Source organism: Nocardioides sp. YJ-D4, from assembly GCF_054031495.1.
Genome location: NZ_CM132932.1, coordinates 1,000,889 through 1,019,681 on the forward strand (window position 1 = coordinate 1,000,889; position 18,793 = coordinate 1,019,681).

General features: G+C 70.2%; 20 protein-coding genes. 5 read left to right on the forward strand and 15 right to left on the reverse strand.

The window, feature by feature from the left end:
- Positions 1 to 173: 173 nt before the first annotated feature.
- From ACW14X_RS04830 to ctaC, 3 genes are read right to left on the reverse strand one after another with little or no spacing between them, the layout of a single operon-like run.
- A complete protein-coding gene (locus ACW14X_RS04830) occupies positions 174 to 590 on the reverse strand; it encodes a cytochrome c oxidase subunit 4 (protein ID WP_350661547.1) in 417 nt (138 codons plus the stop codon).
- A 5-nt stretch (positions 591 to 595) separates the two neighbouring features.
- Positions 596 to 2,278 (reverse strand): aa3-type cytochrome oxidase subunit I, encoded by a 1,683-nt coding sequence (gene ctaD / locus ACW14X_RS04835; protein WP_350718910.1) that lies wholly within the window; start codon positions 2,276 to 2,278, stop codon positions 596 to 598.
- The gene (gene ctaC / locus ACW14X_RS04840) at positions 2,275 to 3,165 is read right to left on the reverse strand and encodes an aa3-type cytochrome oxidase subunit II (RefSeq protein WP_160024393.1); all 891 of its coding nucleotides are present in this window, start codon (positions 3,163 to 3,165) and stop codon (positions 2,275 to 2,277) included. Before ctaC ends, ctaD begins: the two co-directional genes overlap by 4 nt.
- Positions 3,166 to 3,340: 175 nt before the next feature.
- Between ctaC and ACW14X_RS04845 the strand changes: the two genes are divergently transcribed.
- On the forward strand, positions 3,341 to 4,450 hold the full coding sequence (locus tag ACW14X_RS04845) for a cysteine desulfurase family protein (RefSeq protein WP_457164898.1): 1,110 nt from the start codon (positions 3,341 to 3,343) through the stop codon (positions 4,448 to 4,450).
- On the forward strand, positions 4,447 to 4,683 hold the full coding sequence (locus ACW14X_RS04850; RefSeq protein ID WP_160024395.1) for a sulfurtransferase TusA family protein: 237 nt from the start codon (positions 4,447 to 4,449) through the stop codon (positions 4,681 to 4,683). Before ACW14X_RS04845 ends, ACW14X_RS04850 begins: the two co-directional genes overlap by 4 nt.
- A gap of 90 nt (positions 4,684 to 4,773) precedes the next feature.
- Here the strand turns inward: ACW14X_RS04850 and ACW14X_RS04855 are convergent, their stop codons facing one another.
- Positions 4,774 to 5,757 carry a carbohydrate kinase family protein gene (locus tag ACW14X_RS04855; protein WP_160024396.1) on the reverse strand — a complete coding sequence of 328 codons (984 nt, stop codon included), beginning with the start codon at positions 5,755 to 5,757 and terminating at the stop codon, positions 4,774 to 4,776.
- 119 nt (positions 5,758 to 5,876) lie between these two features.
- Here ACW14X_RS04855 and ACW14X_RS04860 point away from each other — a divergent pair, with 119 nt between their 5' ends.
- Positions 5,877 to 6,092 carry a hypothetical protein gene (locus ACW14X_RS04860; protein WP_457164899.1) on the forward strand — a complete coding sequence of 72 codons (216 nt, stop codon included), beginning with the start codon at positions 5,877 to 5,879 and terminating at the stop codon, positions 6,090 to 6,092.
- A gap of 85 nt (positions 6,093 to 6,177) precedes the next feature.
- On the opposite strand, the gene erpA is transcribed toward ACW14X_RS04860, so the two are convergent.
- Entirely contained in the window at positions 6,178 to 6,531 is a 354-nt protein-coding gene (gene erpA, locus ACW14X_RS04865; protein WP_008363173.1) for an iron-sulfur cluster insertion protein ErpA, read from the reverse strand.
- Between the two features lie 63 nt (positions 6,532 to 6,594).
- On the reverse strand, positions 6,595 to 7,680 hold the full coding sequence (locus ACW14X_RS04870; protein WP_457164900.1) for a glycerate kinase family protein: 1,086 nt from the start codon (positions 7,678 to 7,680) through the stop codon (positions 6,595 to 6,597).
- 94 nt (positions 7,681 to 7,774) lie between these two features.
- Between ACW14X_RS04870 and ACW14X_RS04875 the strand changes: the two genes are divergently transcribed.
- Together ACW14X_RS04875 and nadA are read left to right on the forward strand one after the other, a co-directional pair.
- On the forward strand, positions 7,775 to 8,824 hold the full coding sequence (locus ACW14X_RS04875; protein WP_457164901.1) for a DUF695 domain-containing protein: 1,050 nt from the start codon (positions 7,775 to 7,777) through the stop codon (positions 8,822 to 8,824).
- 64 nt (positions 8,825 to 8,888) lie between these two features.
- Positions 8,889 to 10,061 (forward strand): quinolinate synthase NadA, encoded by a 1,173-nt coding sequence (gene nadA / locus ACW14X_RS04880; protein WP_350843670.1) that lies wholly within the window; start codon positions 8,889 to 8,891, stop codon positions 10,059 to 10,061.
- A 101-nt stretch (positions 10,062 to 10,162) separates the two neighbouring features.
- Here nadA and ACW14X_RS04885 read toward each other — a convergent pair whose 3' ends face one another.
- The 9 genes from ACW14X_RS04885 to htpX form a co-directional block, all read right to left on the reverse strand.
- The gene (locus tag ACW14X_RS04885; protein ID WP_457166048.1) at positions 10,163 to 10,804 is read right to left on the reverse strand and encodes a LuxR C-terminal-related transcriptional regulator; all 642 of its coding nucleotides are present in this window, start codon (positions 10,802 to 10,804) and stop codon (positions 10,163 to 10,165) included.
- Positions 10,801 to 12,033 carry a histidine kinase gene (locus ACW14X_RS04890; protein ID WP_457164902.1) on the reverse strand — a complete coding sequence of 411 codons (1,233 nt, stop codon included), beginning with the start codon at positions 12,031 to 12,033 and terminating at the stop codon, positions 10,801 to 10,803. The genes ACW14X_RS04885 and ACW14X_RS04890 overlap by 4 nt, the downstream gene beginning before the upstream one ends.
- A gap of 17 nt (positions 12,034 to 12,050) precedes the next feature.
- Positions 12,051 to 13,400 (reverse strand): FtsX-like permease family protein, encoded by a 1,350-nt coding sequence (locus ACW14X_RS04895; protein ID WP_350718923.1) that lies wholly within the window; start codon positions 13,398 to 13,400, stop codon positions 12,051 to 12,053.
- Complete coding sequence (locus ACW14X_RS04900) at positions 13,400 to 14,167, reverse strand: ABC transporter ATP-binding protein (RefSeq protein ID WP_350843664.1); 768 nt, start codon at positions 14,165 to 14,167, stop codon at positions 13,400 to 13,402. The genes ACW14X_RS04895 and ACW14X_RS04900 overlap by 1 nt, the downstream gene beginning before the upstream one ends.
- A gap of 109 nt (positions 14,168 to 14,276) precedes the next feature.
- Positions 14,277 to 15,704, reverse strand: coding sequence for a sensor histidine kinase (locus ACW14X_RS04905; protein WP_457164903.1), 1,428 nt, complete (start codon positions 15,702 to 15,704; stop codon positions 14,277 to 14,279).
- Complete coding sequence (locus tag ACW14X_RS04910; RefSeq protein WP_457164904.1) at positions 15,701 to 16,426, reverse strand: response regulator transcription factor; 726 nt, start codon at positions 16,424 to 16,426, stop codon at positions 15,701 to 15,703. Before ACW14X_RS04910 ends, ACW14X_RS04905 begins: the two co-directional genes overlap by 4 nt.
- A gap of 60 nt (positions 16,427 to 16,486) precedes the next feature.
- On the reverse strand, positions 16,487 to 17,272 hold the full coding sequence (locus tag ACW14X_RS04915) for a class I SAM-dependent methyltransferase (RefSeq protein ID WP_457164905.1): 786 nt from the start codon (positions 17,270 to 17,272) through the stop codon (positions 16,487 to 16,489).
- A gap of 1 nt (position 17,273) precedes the next feature.
- On the reverse strand, positions 17,274 to 17,873 hold the full coding sequence (pspAB, locus tag ACW14X_RS04920) for a PspA-associated protein PspAB (protein ID WP_400468020.1): 600 nt from the start codon (positions 17,871 to 17,873) through the stop codon (positions 17,274 to 17,276).
- 10 nt (positions 17,874 to 17,883) lie between these two features.
- On the reverse strand, positions 17,884 to 18,792 hold the full coding sequence (gene htpX, locus ACW14X_RS04925; protein ID WP_350843656.1) for a zinc metalloprotease HtpX: 909 nt from the start codon (positions 18,790 to 18,792) through the stop codon (positions 17,884 to 17,886).
- Position 18,793 lies beyond the last annotated feature (1 nt).

The window sequence follows — 18,793 nt, forward strand, 5'->3', positions numbered from 1 at the left end:
CGAAACGGTGACTGCGTTGACACGGTGAGACTGCTCCAGACCTGATTCATTTACCCCGACGCCCTGAACCGGGACGTAGGCGCGATAACCCTACCGGGCATCACCAAGAGCTTCCCAAGAAGGGAAGCGGGGCCCGATCCATCTCGGATCAGGCCCCGCGTACGTTCCTCTGCTCAGTGCTTGAACTCGCCTCGGTAGTACTCGAAGTTCCAGCCGGCGAGGGCCAGCAGGCCGAGCACGGCGGCGATGATGAGGAGCCACCAGGCGGCCATCGCAACTGCGAGGACCACCAGGCCGAAGGTGAGGCCGGCCCACAGCGGCCACCAGGAGAACGGCGGGAAGAAGCCGTACTCGCCGGCGCCCTCAGCAATCTCGCCGTCCTCACGGTCCTCGGGACGTGGGTCCATCTTGATGGCGTGGAAGCCGAGGTAGACGGTGATCATCGCGAACAGCAGCGTGCACATCACCAGCGCCGAGGTGCCGGTCCAGTCGCCGCCCTCCTCGGAGGCCGCGGTGACGAACCAGTAGGCCGGCGTGACCAGCACCATGAAGGCGGTGCAGACCACGAAGATCCAGGCTTCAGACTTCATCGGGGTCAGCCTTCCTTGTTGGAGCTGGTGGAGGCGAGATCGTCTTCATCGTGCTCCAGCGCGGCGATCTCCGGGTGGTGGAGGTCGAAGGCCGGGGACTCCGAACGGATCTTCGGGATGGAGACGAAGTTGTGGCGCGGCGCGGGGCAGGCGGTGGCCCACTCCAGCGAGCGGCCCCAACCCCACGGGTCGTCCACCTCGACCTTGGGAGCGTTGCGCGAGATGTAGAGGTTGTAGAAGAACGGCAGCATCGACAGGCTCAGCAGGAACGCGCCCACCGTCGAGAACTGGTTCAGGAAGGTGAACCCGTCGCTCGGGAGGTAGTCGGCGATGCGTCGCTGCATGCCCTCGACACCCAGCCAGTGCTGGACCAGGAAGGTCGCGTGGAAGCCGACGAACAGCAGCCAGAAGTGAACCTTGCCGAGACGCTCGTCGAGCATCCGGCCAGTCATCTTCGGCCACCAGAAGTAGAAGCCGGCGAACATCGCGAACACGACGGTTCCGAAGACCACGTAGTGGAAGTGCGCGACCACGAAGTAGGAGTCGGAGACCTGGAAGTCGAGCGGCGGGCTCGCCAGGATGATGCCGGTCAGACCACCGAAGAGGAAGGTCGTCAGGAAGCCGATCGACCAGAGCATCGGGGTGTCGAAGCTGACCGATCCGCCCCACATCGTGCCGATCCAGTTGAAGAACTTCACGCCTGTGGGCACGGCGATCAGGAAGGTCATGCCGGAGAAGAACGGCAGGTTGACCGCGCCGGTGACGAACATGTGGTGCGCCCACACCGCCACCGAGAGGATCGCGATGCCGAGGGTCGCGGCGACCAGGCCGACGTAGCCGAAGATCGGCTTGCGGCTGAAGACCGGGAGGATCTCGGAGATGATGCCGAAGAACGGCAGCGCGATGATGTAGACCTCGGGGTGACCGAAGAACCAGAACAGGTGCTGCCACAGGATCGGGCCACCGTGGGCGGCGTCGAAGACGTGGGAGCCGAACTGGCGGTCGGACTCGAGCATCAGCAGCGCGGCGGCCAGGATCGGGAACGCGATCAGCGCGAGCAGCGCGGTGATCAGGGTGTTCCAGGTGAAGATCGGCATCCGGAACATGGTCATGCCCGGCGCACGCATGCAGATGATCGTGGTGATGAAGTTGACCGAGCCGAGGATCGTGCCCAGACCGGCCATGTAGAGACCCATGATCCACAGGTCGCCACCGACACCCGGCGAGTACTGCGCGCTGGACAGCGGCGTGTAGGCGAACCAGCCGAAGTCGGCCGCGCCGGTCGGGGTGAGGAAGCCGCTGGCCGCGATCAGGCTGCCGAAGAGGTAGAGCCAGTAGCTGAACATGTTGAGCCGCGGGAAGGCGACGTCAGGCGCGCCGATCTGCAGCGGCATGATCACGTTGGAGAAGCCGAAGAACAACGGCGTCGCGAAGAGCAGCAGCATGATCGTGCCGTGCATCGTGAACAGCTGGTTGAACAGCTCGTCGTTGACGACCTGCTGGCCCGGGAAGGCCAGCTCCGAGCGCATCAGCAGCGCCATCAGGCCGCCGATCAGGAACCAGACGAACGACGTGACCAGGTACATCTTGCCAATCAGCTTGTGATCGGTGGTGGTCAGCAGCTGGTAGATCTGCGTTCCGAGCGGCTTGCGGCCCTCGGTGACCGGGCGCGCAGCGGTGGCGGTCACTCGCCCTCCTCCTCGTGAGTGGGGATGTCGTCGGCGGGGCGGGTGGACTTGCCACCACCGAGCAGCGGGCGCTCGGCCTCGAAGCCGTTCTGCGCCAGCGTGTCGACGTAGGACTTGTAGTCGCTCTCGGAGAGGATCGCGACCTTGAAGATCATCCGGGCGTGGTAGACGCCGCAGAGCTCGTAGCAGGCGCCGCGGAAGGTGGTGCCCTCGATGAGGTCCTCCGCGCTCGGGTCGAAGGTGGCCGTGGCCTCCTTCGTGGTGATCGAGTAGTGGTTCACCCGACCCGGGATGACGTCCATCTTCATGCCGAAGTCCGGGATGCCGAAGTTGTGGATGACGTCGGCCGAGCGCAGGTTGAACCGCGTGGTGGTCTCCTCCGGGAGGACCAGCGTCGGGATGTGCGAGCCCGTGCCCACGACGTAGCCGTAGCTGTCGTAGGCGAACTCGTCGTCGACGAGGTTCTCGTCCGCGCTCAGGTCGGGCTCACCGATGCCGTGGTTGAAGGTCCACTGCCACTGCTGGCCGGTCACCTCGATCACGTTGGTCGGGTTGCCGTCCTTCAGCATCTCGTTCTGGACCTTGACGGTGTGGTCGAAGAACACGATCACCATCAGGACCGGGGCGATCGTGTAGAAGATCTCCAGCGGCAGGTTGTAACGCGTCTGGACCGGGACGTCGGCATCGCTGCGGCGCCGGTAGCGCCAGATCGCCCAGAAGATGAGCCCCCAGGTCAGGACACCTGTGATCAACGCGGCGATCCATGCGCCCTGCCACAGGGCGAGGTTGTGCTCCCCCTGCTCAGAACGTGGCTCGGGGAAGCCGAAACGCGCCGCCTCGTCCGTACAGCCACTCAGCAGGAGGGCGCCGGCCGTCAGCGTCGCCACCAGCGCACCACGTCGGGCGCGGGCGTGGGACGGAGTCGTTCCGGCCCCTGGCAAGTGCAGACCCACTACGAGCCTCTCTCTCATGCGAACACTCAGATGTCGGCAGACTACCGCGACCGCCTCCGGATTCATCTTCAGGGGTTCCTCATGTCGCGTATGGCTACCGTTGGGTTCTGTGACCAACCGCTTCACCTACCTCGACGCCGCCTCGGCCGAGCCCCTCCATCCCGCCGCGCGGGAAGTGCTGCTCGCTGCGGCCGATCAGGGGTACGCCGACCCCCGCCGCCTCCACCGGCCGGCCCGTAACGCCGGGCTGCTGCTCGCGAACGCCCGCGAGGTCGTCGCCGAGGCGCTGGGGGTGCGTCGGGATGAGGTGCTTTTCACATCCTCGGGGACCGCCGCCGTGCACGCCGGCCTGCTGGGGCTCGGATCAGGTGGCATAGGTCACAGTGCCGTCGAGCACCAGGCCGTCATCGACGCCGCACGATGGTCGCAGCGCTCCCCCGTCACCGAGCTGGCCGTGGACGGCGAGGCCCGGGTCGAGGTCGCCGCCGTCCGGGAAGCGGTGCAGAGCGGGGACGTCGACGTGATCGCGGTCCAGCAGGCCAACCACGAGGTCGGCACGCTCCAGCCCCTCGACGAGGTCGCCTCCGCCGCCGGCACGGCATCCCTCTTCGTCGACGCCGGCGCCGCCATGGGGCGGCTGCCGCTGCCGTCGGTCGGAGACGCGATCGCCGGCTCCGCCCGCAAGTGGGGCGGCCCCGGTGGCGTGGGAGTGCTGGTCGTACGCCGGTCCGCCCGCTGGCGCTGGCCGTTCCCGGGCGACGAGTGGTCGCGTACGGATCAGGGCTTCACGAACATCCCCGGGGCCTTGGCGGCCGCGGCCGCGCTCCAGGCCGTCGTCGCCGAGCGTGAGGAGGTCAACGCCCGCCAGCACGAGCTGGTCGCACTGGTCAGGGAACGGGTCCGGACGGAGATCCCCGACGTGGATGTCGCCGGGCCCGCCGAGGACCGGCTCCCCCACCTGGTGACCTTCTCGGCGCTGTACGTCGACGGCGAGGCGCTCGTGACCGCGCTGGACCGCATCAGCGCCGGTGTCGCCAGCGGGTCGGCCTGCACCTCCGACACCCGCGAACCCTCTCGGGTGCTTGCTGCCATGGGAGCGCTGACACACGGTAACGTTCGGCTATCGCTGACCCGCGACACGACGCGAGAGGATGTGGAGCGCGTGCTCGACGCACTGCCCGGGATCGTCAAGGACCTGCGCGCCGAGGCCGGGCTGTGAGCGCGCCCGTAGTCGTTCTCGACTGCCGCGGCCAGGCCTGCCCGCGACCGATCATCGAGCTCGGCCGCCACCTCGGCGACGTCGAGGTCGGCGAGGTCATCGCCGTCGCCGCCGACGACGTGGCCGCCCACCACGACGTACCCGCCTGGGCCCGCATGCGCGGCCAGGAGTTCGTCGGCGAGGTGGAAGCCGAAGACGGCGTACCGGTCTATCGGATACGCCGTCTGAGCTGAGCGAAGCGGTAGGGATACCCGGTTAACCGGGTATCCCTTCACTTCTCTGGCGTTGCATTGCCCGAGAAGTGCAGGAATTGCCAGAGAAGTTCAAGCCTTGATGTGCGGCGCGATCTGGTCCGCGGCGGTGTCGCCGTAGGACTCGCGGACCCGGGCGACGAACTCGTCGGCGGTGAAGGAGTACTCCTGCGGGCCGACGGTCTCGACGCAGTAGGCGGCGAGGACGCAGCCGACCTCGGCGGCCTGCTCGAGCTCGCAGTCCCAGGCCAGCGCGGCCAGGAAGCCGGCCCGGAAGGCGTCGCCGACCCCGGTGGGCTCGACGGCGTTGACGTTCTTGGCTGCGGGCAGCTCGATCGCGTCCTCGCCCTTGCGCTGGATGCGTACGCCGTCCTTGCCGAGCGTGGTGACCTGGGTGCCGACGCGGGCGAGGACCTCGTCGGCGGACCAGCCGGTCTTCTGCTGGAGCACGTGCGACTCGTACTCGTTGGTGAACAGGTACGCGGCGCCGTCGACCAGCTCACGGATGAGCTCACCGTCGCCGAAGGCGAGCTGCTGGCTCGGGTCGGAGATGAAGGTGTAGCCGCGCTGGCGCGCCTCCTGGGTGTGGCGCTTCATCGCGTCGGGGTCGTCCGGCGCGATCAGCACGAACGACGGCTCGCCGACCTTGTCGGCGATCGGGCCGAGCTCGATCTCGCGCGCCTCGGCCATCGCGCCCGGGTAGAAGCTGGCGAACTGCGCCATCGCGGTGTCGGTGGTGCACACGAACCGCGCGGTGTGCAGCGTCTCGGAGACGTGCAGGTGGTCGCAGTTGACGCCGTGGCGCTCGAGCCAGGAACGGTAGTCGGCGAAGTCCTCGCCGACCGCTCCCACGAGCACCGGCGCCAGGCCGAGGTTGGCCAGACCGAAGGAGATGTTGGCGCCGACGCCACCGCGGCGGATCTCGAGGTCGTTGACCAGGAAGCTCACCGAGAGCTTGTCGAGCTGGTCGGCGACCAGCGAATCAGCGAACTTTCCACCGAAGCTCATCAGGTGGTCAGTGGCGATGGAGCCTGCGATCAGGAGTGAACCGGACATGCGCGGAACCCTACCGGCGAGACCTCGGGCGACGTTAAGGCTCGACCGTAGACAGCAGATGAAATATTACCGCTGAGTCGGCCTTCTGCTACCCGTTGGTAGTGCTTACCGTCGTTTGCATGACAGACATGCGCGTTCCGTACGACGACCTCGACAGCCCCGCGCAGCTCTGCGCCGACTGCGCCGCCGCCGACAACGCGCTTCGCCTACCCGCGCCACGGGTGCGTGAAGCGGCCCGCCCCGCGCCCGCCATGCGGATGCAGGCCCGCGAGCCGGGCGACACCGCCATGCTCGAGGCCTGCGGCCACGTCGCCGACGACCTCGCCCTGACCTGATGTTCGGTGGCTTCCAGGAAACGTGGAGGCCACCAAATACGAGCAGCCCCTGCCTATGCGGCAGGGGCTGCTGACGTTCTGGGACTCAGTGGAACGAGTCGCCGCAGGCGCAGGAGCCGGTGGCGTTGGGGTTGTCGATGGTGAACCCCTGCTTCTCGATGCTGTCCACGAAGTCGATCATGGCGCCGTTGAGGTAGGGAACGCTCATCCGGTCGACGACGACGGAGACACCGTCGAAGTCGGTGACGACGTCACCGTCGAGGGTGCGCTCGTCGAAGAAGAGCTGGTAGCGCAGGCCGGAGCAGCCGCCGGGCTGCACGGAGATGCGCAGGCTCAGGTCGTCGCGGCCTTCCTGCTCAAGGAGGCTCTTCACCTTCGCGGCGGCAACGTCGCTCAGGTTGATGGAGTCGGCGCGGCGTTCGGTAGTCTGCTCGGTCATGTAGCTGGGCTCCCTGTGCGTGGGTGCGGGTGTGTCTCAAGGTCAATCGTCGCACATCATCGGTTATTCCCGCTGGTCGGCGGACCACGTCCGGGCCACCCTGGCGGCGACCTGGACCAGGGAGTCGTACGCCTGGCTGAGCGCCTGCTCCTCGCCGACGCTGTCGACGAGCGAGTAGGCGGCGTCGATCCCGAGCGTACGCATCTCCCGCCCGCTCATGCTGACCTTGCCGGCCAGCACGATGCAGGGCCGCAGCGCCTGCTCGGCCAGCCTGGCGACCCCGGCCGGCACCTTCCCGGCCGCGCTCTGCGGGTCGAAGGAGCCCTCACCGGTGATCACCAGGTCGGTCCGGGCGGCCAGCTCGGGCAGTCCGAGCAGGTCGGCGACGACGTCGAACCCCGGACGTCGGGTGGCGCCGAGAAGCAGCAGCGCGAACCCGATCCCGCCGGCCGCGCCCGCGCCCTTCTCGGTCGCGGTCTTGCGTGACGTGGCGGCGGCCAGGTCCTGGAGCACGCCGTCCCAGCGAGGCATGGTCTCCTCGGCCAGCCCCTTCTGCTCGCCGTAGACCTTGATCGCGCCGAAGAGCCCGGTCAGCGGGTTGTCCACGTCGCTGGCGATCACGATCTCGAGGCCCGGGGGCTCGGGGAGCGTGACCTCGGTGATGCCCTCGAGCCCGGCGACGCCGCCATCGAGCGGCCGGTCCGCGGTGGCGCCGAGCGCGGCGAGCAGCCCCGCTCCGCCGTCGCTGGTGCCCGAGCCGCCGAGGCCGACCACGACCGTGCTCGCGCCGGCGTCACGGGCGGCGAGCAGCAGCTGGCCCACTCCGTACGAGCTCGCCTGCTCCGCCCCCTTTCCGCCGGTCAGGTGCAGGCCGGCGGCCTGGGCCGACTCGAGGTAGGCGGTCTCGCCGTCGACCAGCACCTGCGCCGTCACCGGCTCACCGTGCGGGCCTCTGACCTCGACCTCGTGGAGGTCGCCACCGAGGACGTCGTGCAGCAGCTCGAGGAACCCCGGTCCGCCGTCCGCCATCGGCGCGAGCGAGAGCTCGTCGCGGGGCGCCGTACGCCGCCAGCCCTCCGCGATCGCGGCGGCCGCCTGGGAGGCGGTGAGCGTGCCTGCGTACTTGTCGGGGGCGATCAGCACTCGCATGGCCGAAACCTACCCGCGCACGGAAGCACCAGGTGTTCCACCTGACATTTTTGGTGTCGTAACCATTCCGCATGCGTCGCGTTAAGGTCGTTTCGTGCGGATCTTCGGGCGGCGCGGGGCCGGCGACTCAGAGACCAGGCGGATCAACGGCTTCTGGACCTGGTGGGCCCAGAAGGGAGCTCTGGCCTGTGGTGCGGCGCTCGACGCCGACGACCAGGACGCTCTCGTCTCGCTGCTGGCCCGACGGGTCGACGCGATCGAGGCCGGTCTGAGCTGGGAGGTCGGCCCCGGGCCGCTGGGCGGCCGGCTGTTGGTCGTCTCGGCCGGCGGCAACCCCGACCATCGTGCGCTGGCACGCCGCTGGCTGCTCGCCGCCCCCGAGCCCGACGGCGTCTCACCCTGGGAGTTCAGCGACCAGCGCCCGCCCGTCGACGATCCGGTCGAGGCGGTGCTCACCACTCCCGGCGGCGCTGCGATCCGGCTGGCCGACGTGCTGGTCGCCGCCCGGCAGAACGGCGCCCACTTCGACCTCACCCTCTTCCACCCGGCCTTCCCCGACCTCGCCGACGACGCCCGTCTGCAGGTCGCCTTCCACGCTCTCGACACGACGCTGGGCGAGTCCAGCACCGAGCTGTGGATCGGCGAGGTCGAGACCACCACCGCCCGACCCCGCGACGGCTTCGGCCTCGACGGGCTGAGCGTCGCCGTACGCAATCTCCGCAAGGAGTACGTCGACCCCGACGGCAACCCGGCCTGGGTGCTGCTCCACGGGGAGAGCCCCCAGGGGCCGGTTATCGCGAGCGCGGTCGTGCCCCTGCACCCGGTCACCGCCCCCAACCTGACCCATCACGTCGGCGTGATGGTCCCCTACGTCGGTTTCGCCGAGCGAGGTCTCCCCTCGCCCGACGCTCTGCGCGAGCTCGGCCAGCTCGAGGACCGGCTCGCCACGACCCTCGGGCGCGACGGTCGCGTCGTGGCGCACGAGACCACCAACGGCGTACGCGTTCTCCACGCCTATGTCGACCCCACCACCGCAGCCCCGCAGCGACTGGAGGAGACGGTCGACGACTGGGCCCACGGCGACGTCGTCACCCGGGTCGACACCGACCCGGCATGGGATGCCGTGCGCCCCCTGCGAGTTTGAGCCCGTACCACCATGTGACCCATGCCACGAGGGTCCCGAGCCCTCGACATGTATTATCGTCATCATGACGACTGTCGACCTCCCGCTGCTCCCCCTGGGGCGCGGCACCGACCTGAACTCCGAGCGTGGCGTCGAGTGCCCCGGCGACCTGCCGGCCGCCTCCGACCCCGACCTGGTCAAGCGCGCGCTCGCCGCCAAGGAGAAGCTGGGCGAGAAGGTGTTCGTCCTCGGGCACCACTATCAGCGCGACGAGGTCATCCAGTTCGCTGACGTGACCGGGGACTCCTTCAAGCTCGCGCGCGACGCCGCCGCCCGGCCGGACGCGGAGTACATCGTCTTCTGCGGCGTGCACTTCATGGCCGAGTCGGCCGACATCCTCACCTCGCCCTCGCAGGCGGTCATCCTCCCCGACCTCGCCGCCGGTTGCTCGATGGCCGACATGGCGCGGCTGGGGCAGGTCGAGAAGGCCTGGGAGGCGCTCTCCGAGGCGGGCGTGGCCGAGCAGGTCGTGCCGGTGACGTACATGAACTCCTCCGCCGACATCAAGGCGTTCTGCGGGCGCCACGACGGCGTCGTGTGCACCTCCTCCAACGCGCAGGCCGTGCTGGAGTGGGCCTTCGACCAGAAGGACGACGCCAAGGTCCTCTTCTTCCCCGACCAGCACCTCGGCCGCAACACCGCGGTCCTCAAGCTCGGCATGTCGCTGGGCGACTGCGTGGTCTGGGACCCGCTCAAGCCCGGTGGCGGCCTCAGCGCCGACGAGCTGCGCGCGGCGAAGGTGATCCTGTGGAAGGGCCACTGCTCGGTCCACGGCCGCTTCTCCGCCGACACCATCGACGACCTGCGCGCCGAGATCCCGGGTGTGCAGATCCTGGTCCACCCCGAGTGCCAGCACGAGGTCGTCCTCAAGGCCGACCTGGTCGGCTCGACCGAGTTCATCATCTCGACGATCGAGGCCGCTCCCGCCGGCTCGGCCTGGGCGATCGGCACCGAGCTCAACCTGGTCAAGCGCCTCGCCAACGCTCACCCGGACAAGCGGATCGTCTTCCTGGACCGCACCGTGTGCTACTGCTCGACGATGAACCGCATCGACCTCCCCCATCTCGTCTGGGCGCTCGAGTCCCTGGTCGAGGGCCAGGTCATCAACCGCATCGAGGTCGACCCCGACACCGAGCGCTACGCCAAGCTCGCCCTGCAGCGCATGCTCGACCTGCCAGGCAAGACCCAGGACGACTGACCACCCCTCGCCGAGGCGTCAGCCCGGTCGGCCGAGTTGGCACCGGCCTGCCGTCTCGGCCGACGGGAGCGACGTCTCGGCCGACGTAGGTGACGCCTCGCTCAGGTGTCGTTGAGCCAGGCCAGAACGGCGAGCACGCGACGGTTGTCGTCGCTCGCCTGGGGCAGGTCGAGCTTGGTGAAGATCGAGCTGATGTGCTTGCCGACCGCCTTCTCGGTGACGAAGAGCCGGGCAGCGATGGCGGCGTTGGATCGCCCCTCGGCGATCAGCGTCATCACCTCGCGCTCCCGCTCGGTGAGCCGGTCGAGCGGGCGTTCGCGGCGGGTGAGGAGCGCGGCGACGACCTCCGGGTCGAGGACGGTCCCGCCACCGGCGACCTGGCGCACCGCCGCGAGGAAGGCGTCGACGTCGGCGACCCGGTCCTTGAGCAGGTAGCCGACCGCGCCCTCTCCCCCGGCGAGCAGGTCGCGGGCATAGAGCGGCTCGACGTACTGGCTCAACACGAGCACCGGGAACCCTGACCGAGTCTGCCGGGCCTCGATCGCCGCGGTGATGCCCTCGGTGGTGAAGGACGGAGGAAGACGTACGTCGACCACCGCCGCGTCCACGTCCGGCCGGACCAGGGCCCGGGCCAGGGCGGGCGCGTTGTCGACGGCCTCGACGACCTCGATCCCGCCCGCTTCGAGGATCCGGGTGAGGCCGACGCGCAGCAGCGCCTGGTCCTCGCCCAGGACCACCCTCAGATCCGGCAAGGCACCTCCAGGGTGATCAGGGTCGGGCCGCCGGAGGGGCTCTCGACCTCGACGGTGCCGTCGAAGGCGGCCAGCCGGGTCGCGACGCCGCCGAGCCCGTGCCCGGTCGGGTCGGCTCCGCCGCGGCCGTTGTCGCCCACGACGATCCGCAGCCGCTGCCCGTTGTGGCTGCCGCGTACGAATGCCCGGTCGGCACCGGAGTGCTTGACCGCGTTGGCCAGGCACTCGGCCACCGCGAAGTAGGCCGCCGACTCGACCGGGTCGGGTAGCCGCCCAGGCAGCTCGATGGCGACGGTGACCGGCAGCGGCAGCCCGGCGGTGAGGGCCTGGACCGCTCCCACGAGGCCACGGTCGGCGAGCACGGGCGGCAGGATGCCGCGTACGACTCCACGTAGGTCCTCCAGCGCGGACACCGTGGTCTCGCGAGCCTCGCGCAGCAGCGCGGCGGCGGCGTCCGGGTCGGTCGCCATCAGCTTCTCGGCGAGGCCGACGCTCATCCCGACCGCGGCAATCCTGGCCTGGGCACCGTCGTGGAGGTCCCGCTCGATGCGGCGCAGCTCGGCCGCCGAGTGGTCCAGCGTCTCGGCACGGGTCGACTCGACCTTCTCCACCCTGGCGGCCAGCGTGGCGACCTGCCCCTGGCCGAAGATGCCCCGCTCGGCCAGCGCCCGCGCCCGGACCAGGCCCGGGGTCGACACCCACCACACCAGCAGCAGCGGTCCGCTGAGCAGGATCAGCAGCCAGGCCACCCAGGTGATGCCGGAGAGCGCCAGGACCAGCCAGGTCACCGGCACGGTCAGGAACGCCGCGGGCAGCAGGGAGAGCACGAAGCCCCCGGTTGCGGAGAACCAGCAGAAGGCGAAGTCGCGCCAGCGCGCCTTCTCGCGGAGCCACCGGAACGGCCGGCTCAGGACCTGCTGCGCGCTCAGGTCCGCGTACGTCTCCGGGATGGTCTCCCCGAGGAGCATCCCGCTCACCCGGCGATGCACACCGGCGACGGCCTGGGTGGCCGGCACCGCGCCCAGGGCGATCCCGATGCCGACCCCGAACACCAGCCCGAGCGGGATCGAGAGCAGGGTGAGGATCGCCAGCACCAGGGCCGGAGCCATCATCAGGGCATAGCCCAGCGACAGTCCGGTCAGCCGGAGCCGCTCGACGAGCGCCTGCCCGCTGAACGGCTCCGGCCGCACGGTCCGGATCGGTGCATCCCACTCGGTCATCAGGAGTGAGTGTGACATCAGCGAGCGCCGGACGTCGTGCGCAATGCCCGGCTCGTCGCGCCGGCCGCCGAGGCCAGCGTGAGCGCCACGGCACCGGCGATCAGCAGCGGCGGCAGCCAGAGCTGTGCGTCGGGCACCAGACCCTCGCCCCGGACGTAGGCGAACGGGACGATCGTCGCCTGGGCGGCGAGCAGGCCGATGACCGTGCCGACCGCGGCGACCACACCGGCCTCGGCGAGGATGGAGCCGCGTACCTGACCGGGGGTGGCGCCGAGCAGCCGCAGCCGGTGCAGCTCCAGGCGCCGGTCGGCGAGGAGCGCGGCGAAGGCGTTGATCACCATGATCGCGGCGAACGCGCAGATCATCGCGGTGACCACGTTGTTGAGCAGGTTGATCGTCTCGTAGCCCTCGGTGACCTCCGGGGGCAGACCGGTGGGCAGCGTACGCTCGTCGATCCCGACCAGCATCAGGATGCTGACCGCGGCCGCGGAGAGCACCATCACCGGCGCGAGCACACCGGCGAGCAGGTGCGACCTCCGCGAGGTGTTGTACGCCGCCAGATGCCCGCTCGTGCCGCCTAGGAGCGGCCGCAGCACCCAGCTCCCGGCCCTCAACAGCAGCGGTGCCAGGGCGGCCAGACCCACCGCGACCAGGAGCCCGAGGGAGCCGGTCATCGCCATCGCGTCGTACGGGTCGGCGGCGTCCTTGCCCGTGGCCATGGTCATCACGACCATGGTCGTGGCGTGGCCGACGGCGACCAGGGCCACGACCCACCGCCACCAGGCGATGCGTCCGGTGCCCGTCCTGGCCTCGGAGAGGGCGACTGTCGCCGGTCCGCGGGAGGCACGTGACCCGGCCAGGCCGGAGGCGGCCAAGGAGACGAGCAGGAGCAGCACGACGGTCGCGGCGAGCGCGATCCAGCCGCCCGAGTGGGCGACCTGCTCGCTGACGACGCCACCGGACTGCAGCAGGTCGAGGAGAGCTCGGCTGGTCAGGCTGGCCACGACGGCGCCGAGGACGGCGGCGACGAGCGCGACCACGAGCGTCTCCGCCCGCACCAGGGCGCGTACCTGACGGGGCTCGGCGCCGACGGTGCGCAGCAGGCCGATCTCGACCTCGCGCTGCCGGACGGTGATGCCGACGGTCGAGACGATCGAGAAGAGCGCGATGACGGTGCCCCAGGCGCCGACCACTCCCCCGAGGACGAGCAGGGTCTCCCGCTCGGCGCTCGGCGTGCCGGGTTCGAGGGCGACCTGGATCAGCGGCGTGAACGAACCCATCACCGCCGTGCCCAGCAGGATCGCGACGAAGGTCGCGGTCATGGCGGTGGCGCGGTGTCGCAGCGAGCGCAGTGCCAGGGTCAACATCACACCATCTCCCGCTCGGCCCGGGCGGTGAGCTCGTCGAGATGTGCCATCTGGCCGGCGACGGCCTCGGCGGCGGGGTTGTCCATCCGTCCCACGGCACGGCCGTCGACGAGGAAGACCACGCTGTCCGCGTACGCAGCGGCGACCGGGTCGTGCGTCACCATCACGACGGTCGCACCGAGCTCGCGCACGAGGCTCCGGAGCAGGGCCAGCACCGAGGCCGCCGTGTGGGAGTCGAGGGCTCCGGTGGGCTCATCGGCGAGGACGATGTCGGGACCGGTCACCAGCGCCCGGGCGATCGCGACCCGCTGCTGCTGGCCACCGGAGAGCTGTGCCGGCAGGTGGCCGGTGCGATCGCCCAGGCCGACGCGGTCGAGCAGCTCGCGGATCCGGCGGCGGGCAGCCGCGTCGATCCGGCCCCCCGCCAGCCGCAGCGGCAGCGCGACGTTCTGCTCGGCGGTCAGGTACGGCAGCAGGTGGAAGCCCTGGAAGACGAATCCGATCCGCTCGCGGCGCAGTCTGGTCCGACGCGCCTCGGTCAGCTCGGTGACGTCCTGGCCGGCGATGACGACCCGGCCGCCCGTCGGCTGCTCCAGCGCTCCGGCGCAGGTCAGGAAGGTGGACTTGCCGGAGCCGGAGGGCCCCATCACGGCGGTGAAGGTGCCCGGCGCGCAGGCCAGGTCGAGTCCGTTGAGCGCGGCCACGGCGGCCGCGCCGGTGCCGTAGGTCCTGGTGAGGCCGGTGACCTCGAGGGCGGGTGTGGTCATGAGTGGCTCCTGCGGTTTCGGGTGGCTGATGTCACCCTTCGACGCTAAGGAACCCGCCGCTCCCCCACGATGGGCTCAAGGAGCCGAACCGGGTAGGGAAAACCCCACCTCATCCCTCGGACGGGCGCGGCAGACGTACGGCGATCGTGGTGTCGCCCGGGGCACTGGTGAGGGTCACGGTGCCGCCGTGAGCGGTGACGATGGCGTGGACGAGGGCGAGGCCGAGGCCGGCGCCGCCGTCGCGCTGCCGCGCCTCGTCGGCCCGGGTGAAGCGCTCGAACGCGTGCGGGACCAGGGCCGGCGGGAAGCCCGGGCCGTCGTCGTGGACGTCGAAGCCGTCAGGACGTACGCGGACGGTGACCGTGGTGCCGGCGGGCGTGTGCCGGCGCTCGTTGGTGAGCAGGTTGCTGATCACCTGGTGGAGGCGCTGGGCGTCGCCGGCGACGATCACCTCTGCGTCACCGGAGTCGGCGCCGGCCGGCAGCTCGAGCCGCCAGGTGTGCGAGGGGTCGACGACGCGAGCATCGTCGACGGCCTCCAGGAGCAGCCGGGTCAGGTCGACCGAGTCGCGGGCGAGCGGGCGGCCCTGGTCGAGGCGCGCGAGCAGGAGCAGGTCCTCGACCAGCGCGGTCATCCGCAGTGACTCCTCCTCGACCTTGCCGAGCGCCGTCGGGACCGCTTCGGGACGCTGCTGGGCCAGCTCGGTGTAGCCGCGGATGGTGGTCAGCGGAGTACGCAGCTCGTGGGAGGCGTCGGCGACGAACTGGCGTACCTGCTGCTCGCTGCGATGACGCTCGGCCAGCGAGGTCTCCACGTGGTCCAGCAGCGAGTTGAGCGCGGCGCCGACCTGGCCGACCTCGGTGTCCTCGTCGGTGAGCCGCTCGGGCACCCGCTCGGTCACCGAGACCTCGCCGGAGGAGAGCGGCAGCGCGGCCACGGTGTGGGCGGTGGCGGCGACCTCGCGCAGCGGGCTGAGCTGGCGGCGTACGACGACGTAGCCGGCGCCTGCCGCGGCCAGAACGCCCAGCAGGGTCAGCAGGGCCTCCCAGAAGATCAGGCTCTCGATGGTGTTCTCGACCTCGGCGGTCGAATGGCCGGTGACGACGATCACGGTCTGACCCGTCTCAGCGACGACGCCCGACTGCGCGATCACCCGAAAGGTGCCGCGGTCGGGCAGTTCGATGTCATGAGGGCGGGCGTCGACGTCGACGTCCGCCAGCAGGTCCAGGTCAGCATCGCTGAGCTTCTTGACGTCGTCCGGATCGAAGTCACCGAGGGTGCCCTGGGCATCGCCGTTCTCCGGGAAGTACGCGAGGATCGAGTCCGGCGCGCTGGCCAAACCGCGCCCAGGGCCGGGACCCGCGACACTGCGCGCCATGTCCCGGACATCGCGGTCGAGCCGGTCCATCAACGTCTCGCGCAGCGCGATCGTGGCGAAGGTGGCGATCAGCAGCGAGACGACGAGGACCAGGGAGACCGCGGTGATGACCAGACGCGAGCTGAGGGGCGCGACCAGCCGCTTGAGACGGACGCTCACTCAGCGGCCTTCAGCACATAGCCCGCGCCGCGCATGGTGTGGATCATCGGCTCACGACCGGCGTCGATCTTCTTGCGCAGGTAGGAGATGTAGAGCTCGACGACGTTGGCCTGGCCGCCGAAGTCGTAGGACCAGACCCGGTCGAGGATCTGGGCCTTGGACAGCACCCGGCGCGGGTTGCGCATCAGGAAGCGGAGCAGCTCGAACTCGGTCGCGGTGAGGGTGATCTCCCCCCCGGCACGGTGCACCTCGCGCGAGTCCTCGTCCATCGTCAGGTCGCCGACTCGGATCACCGAGTGCTCCTCGACCCGGGTCGCTCCGGCCCGTCGCATCAGCCCACGCAGCCGGGCGACGAGCTCCTCGAGCGAGAACGGCTTGATCACGTAGTCGTCACCGCCCGCGGTGAGCCCGGCGACCCGGTCCTCGACCGCGTCCTTGGCGGTGAGGAACAGGACGGGTACGCCCGGGTTGGTCGACCGCACCCGGCGCAGGACCTCGAGCCCGTCGAAGTCGGGCAGCATCCAGTCGAGCACGATCGCGTCGGGAGCGGTCTCCTTCGCGGCGGCCACAGCCTTGGAACCGGAGTGGGCCATGGTGATCTCCCAGCCCTCGAACCGCAGCGCCATCGCGATCAGCTCGGCGATGTTCACCTCGTCGTCCACGACCAGCACCCGCAGGGGCGAGCCGTCGGCGCGGGTCAGGCCCTTTCCTCCAGCACTCATGCCTCCATCATGCGGCTGTTTGCTGTGTGGTGCCTGTGAGGCCACTGTGGTGTGTCGATGTCACCGCCGCGCGAACGTCCCGTCCCCGGCGCGGCGGGCGGTGTGGACCATCAGGTCCGCGCGCACCTCCACCCGCTCGGGGAGGACCGCGGCCAAGTCGGCGAAGAGCGCGGACCGGTCGGCGGCCGACAGGATCCGGATCGCGGAGATGGTGTCGAGGTGGCGTACGTAGTCCGCGCGGGTGAGGGTGAACCGGCGCGGCACCTCCCGCTGGCGTACGTCGCACAGCCGGCTGTCGGCCAGCATCTCGTCCCCGGGGAACAGCATCGACGCGTCAGCCGCGGACGGCGGCGGCAGGTGGCGTCCTTCCGGGGCGTACGCCGCGATCATCTCGTCCTCGATGGCCGCGACCTCGTCGTCGGCCAGCATGAACGGGCCGCCGAAGAAGGCCACCGCTCCCCCGTCGCGGACCAGGGCGGTGGCGAGGTCCCAGCGCGTCGCCGGCGCCGTCCAGTGCCAGGCGGCGGCAGCGTAGAGCAGGTCGAACGGCTCGTATGCCGCCGGGTCGAGCTCCTCCAGAGCGGCATGCACCGTGGTCACCGGCAGGCCCGTGCACTCGCGCCGGAGCACGCCGAGCATGTCGGCGTCGGGATCGGTCGCGACCACCTCGATCCCGGCGGCAGCGAACGTCCGGGTCGCCTTCCCGGTGCCGGCACCGATCTCGATCGCCCGTCGTACCGGGCCGTCGGCGACCTCGCTCACCAGCGCGACCAGATCGTCGGGGTAGCCAGGACGGAAGCGCTCGTAGTCCTCCGCGACCGCTCCGAAGCTTCGTGAACGTTCCATCTCAGAGCCCGGGGGCGCCCCAGACGGCGAGCCAGCGGGAGAGGTCCTTCTCGACCGGTAGATCGCCCTCGATCGCGCTGCGGACGTTGATCTCGAGCAGGTTGTCGCGCTGCTGCGGGCCGGTCGGGACGAAGGGGTAGAAGGTGCCCTGCTTGTAGAGGTAGATCAGGCCGACGCTGCGCCCGTCGGTGCCCGTGCTGCGGTCACGGAAGGCGATCAGCGAGCACAGCAGTCCGGGGCCGAAGCCGTTCATCTCCAGGGTGGTGTTGACAGCGTGGAGGTCGGTGACCAGGCCGGTGATGTCGGGGTTGTCCGGGTCCAGCGGCTCGTGGTCGACGCTGAGCCAGGTGAAGCCGAACTCGTCGACGCTCGTGGTCACCGTCGGCGCGCCCTCGGAGGCGCCGAGCAGCTCGACGATGTCGCTCTGCGTGCCGGCGAACCCCGCACCGGCCGCCGCCCGGTAGCAGACCGCTCCGTCACCGGTCGGGACCAGCCCGAGCGAGGTCTGCATGGTGAGCGCGGCGGTCGGCACCGCGAACAGTGCGTCGAGGTTGGCCTGCTTCGGTCGCGTACGACCCGTGATGACGTCCCAGAAGCCCACGTCGCCGACCCTACTGGGTCGGGCGGCCGAGCTCGGCCTCGATCCGGGCGAGCTGCTCCAGGCGCTGCTCCAGCGAGGGGTGCGTCGAGGTGAGCGTACGCAGCGACTGGCCGCTGATCGCCGGGGCGATGAAGAACGCGTTCATCGCCTGCGAGGACCGCAGGTCGCGGCTCGGGATCGCGGAGATCTCGCCGGTGATCTTCTGCAGCGCGCTGGCGAGCGCGCCCGGCTTCATGGTCAGCTGCGCGCCGGCCCGGTCGGCGGCCAGCTCGCGGTAGCGCGACAGCATCCGCAGCAGCAGCCACGACACGGCGTAGACCGCCAGCGAGACCAGCAGCACCACCAGCCACACCGGGAGACCGTTGTTGTTGTCGCGGCGTCCGCCACCTGCGTACGCACCGTACTGGGAGCCGCGGCTCAGCATCCCGGCCACGATGCCGGCCGAGGAGGCGACCGTCATCACCAGCACGTCGCGGTGGGCGACGTGGGAGAGCTCGTGGGCGAGCACGCCCTCCAGCTCCTCGGCGGTCAGGCGCTGCAGGATGCCGGTGGTCACCACGACCGCGGACCGCTTCGGCGAGCGGCCGGTGGCGAAGGCGTTGGGCATGTCGGTGTGCGCGATCCCGACCCGCGGCTTCGGCATGTCGGCCAGCGTGCACAACCGGTCGATCATCGCGTGCAGCTCCGGTGCCTCCTGGGCCGACACCTCGCGCGCGCCCATGGCGCGCATCGCGAGGGTGTCGGAGGCGTACCACTGCCACCAGGCGATGCCGAGCCCGACGATGCCGATGATCGGCGCCCACTGCGCGGGCATGACGAACATCAGCGCCACGATGAGCCCGACGAACAGCGCGCCGAGCAGGAACATCACCGTGGTCATCCGGGCGGTCAGCCCGGCATCACCCTGGAAGCGTGACATT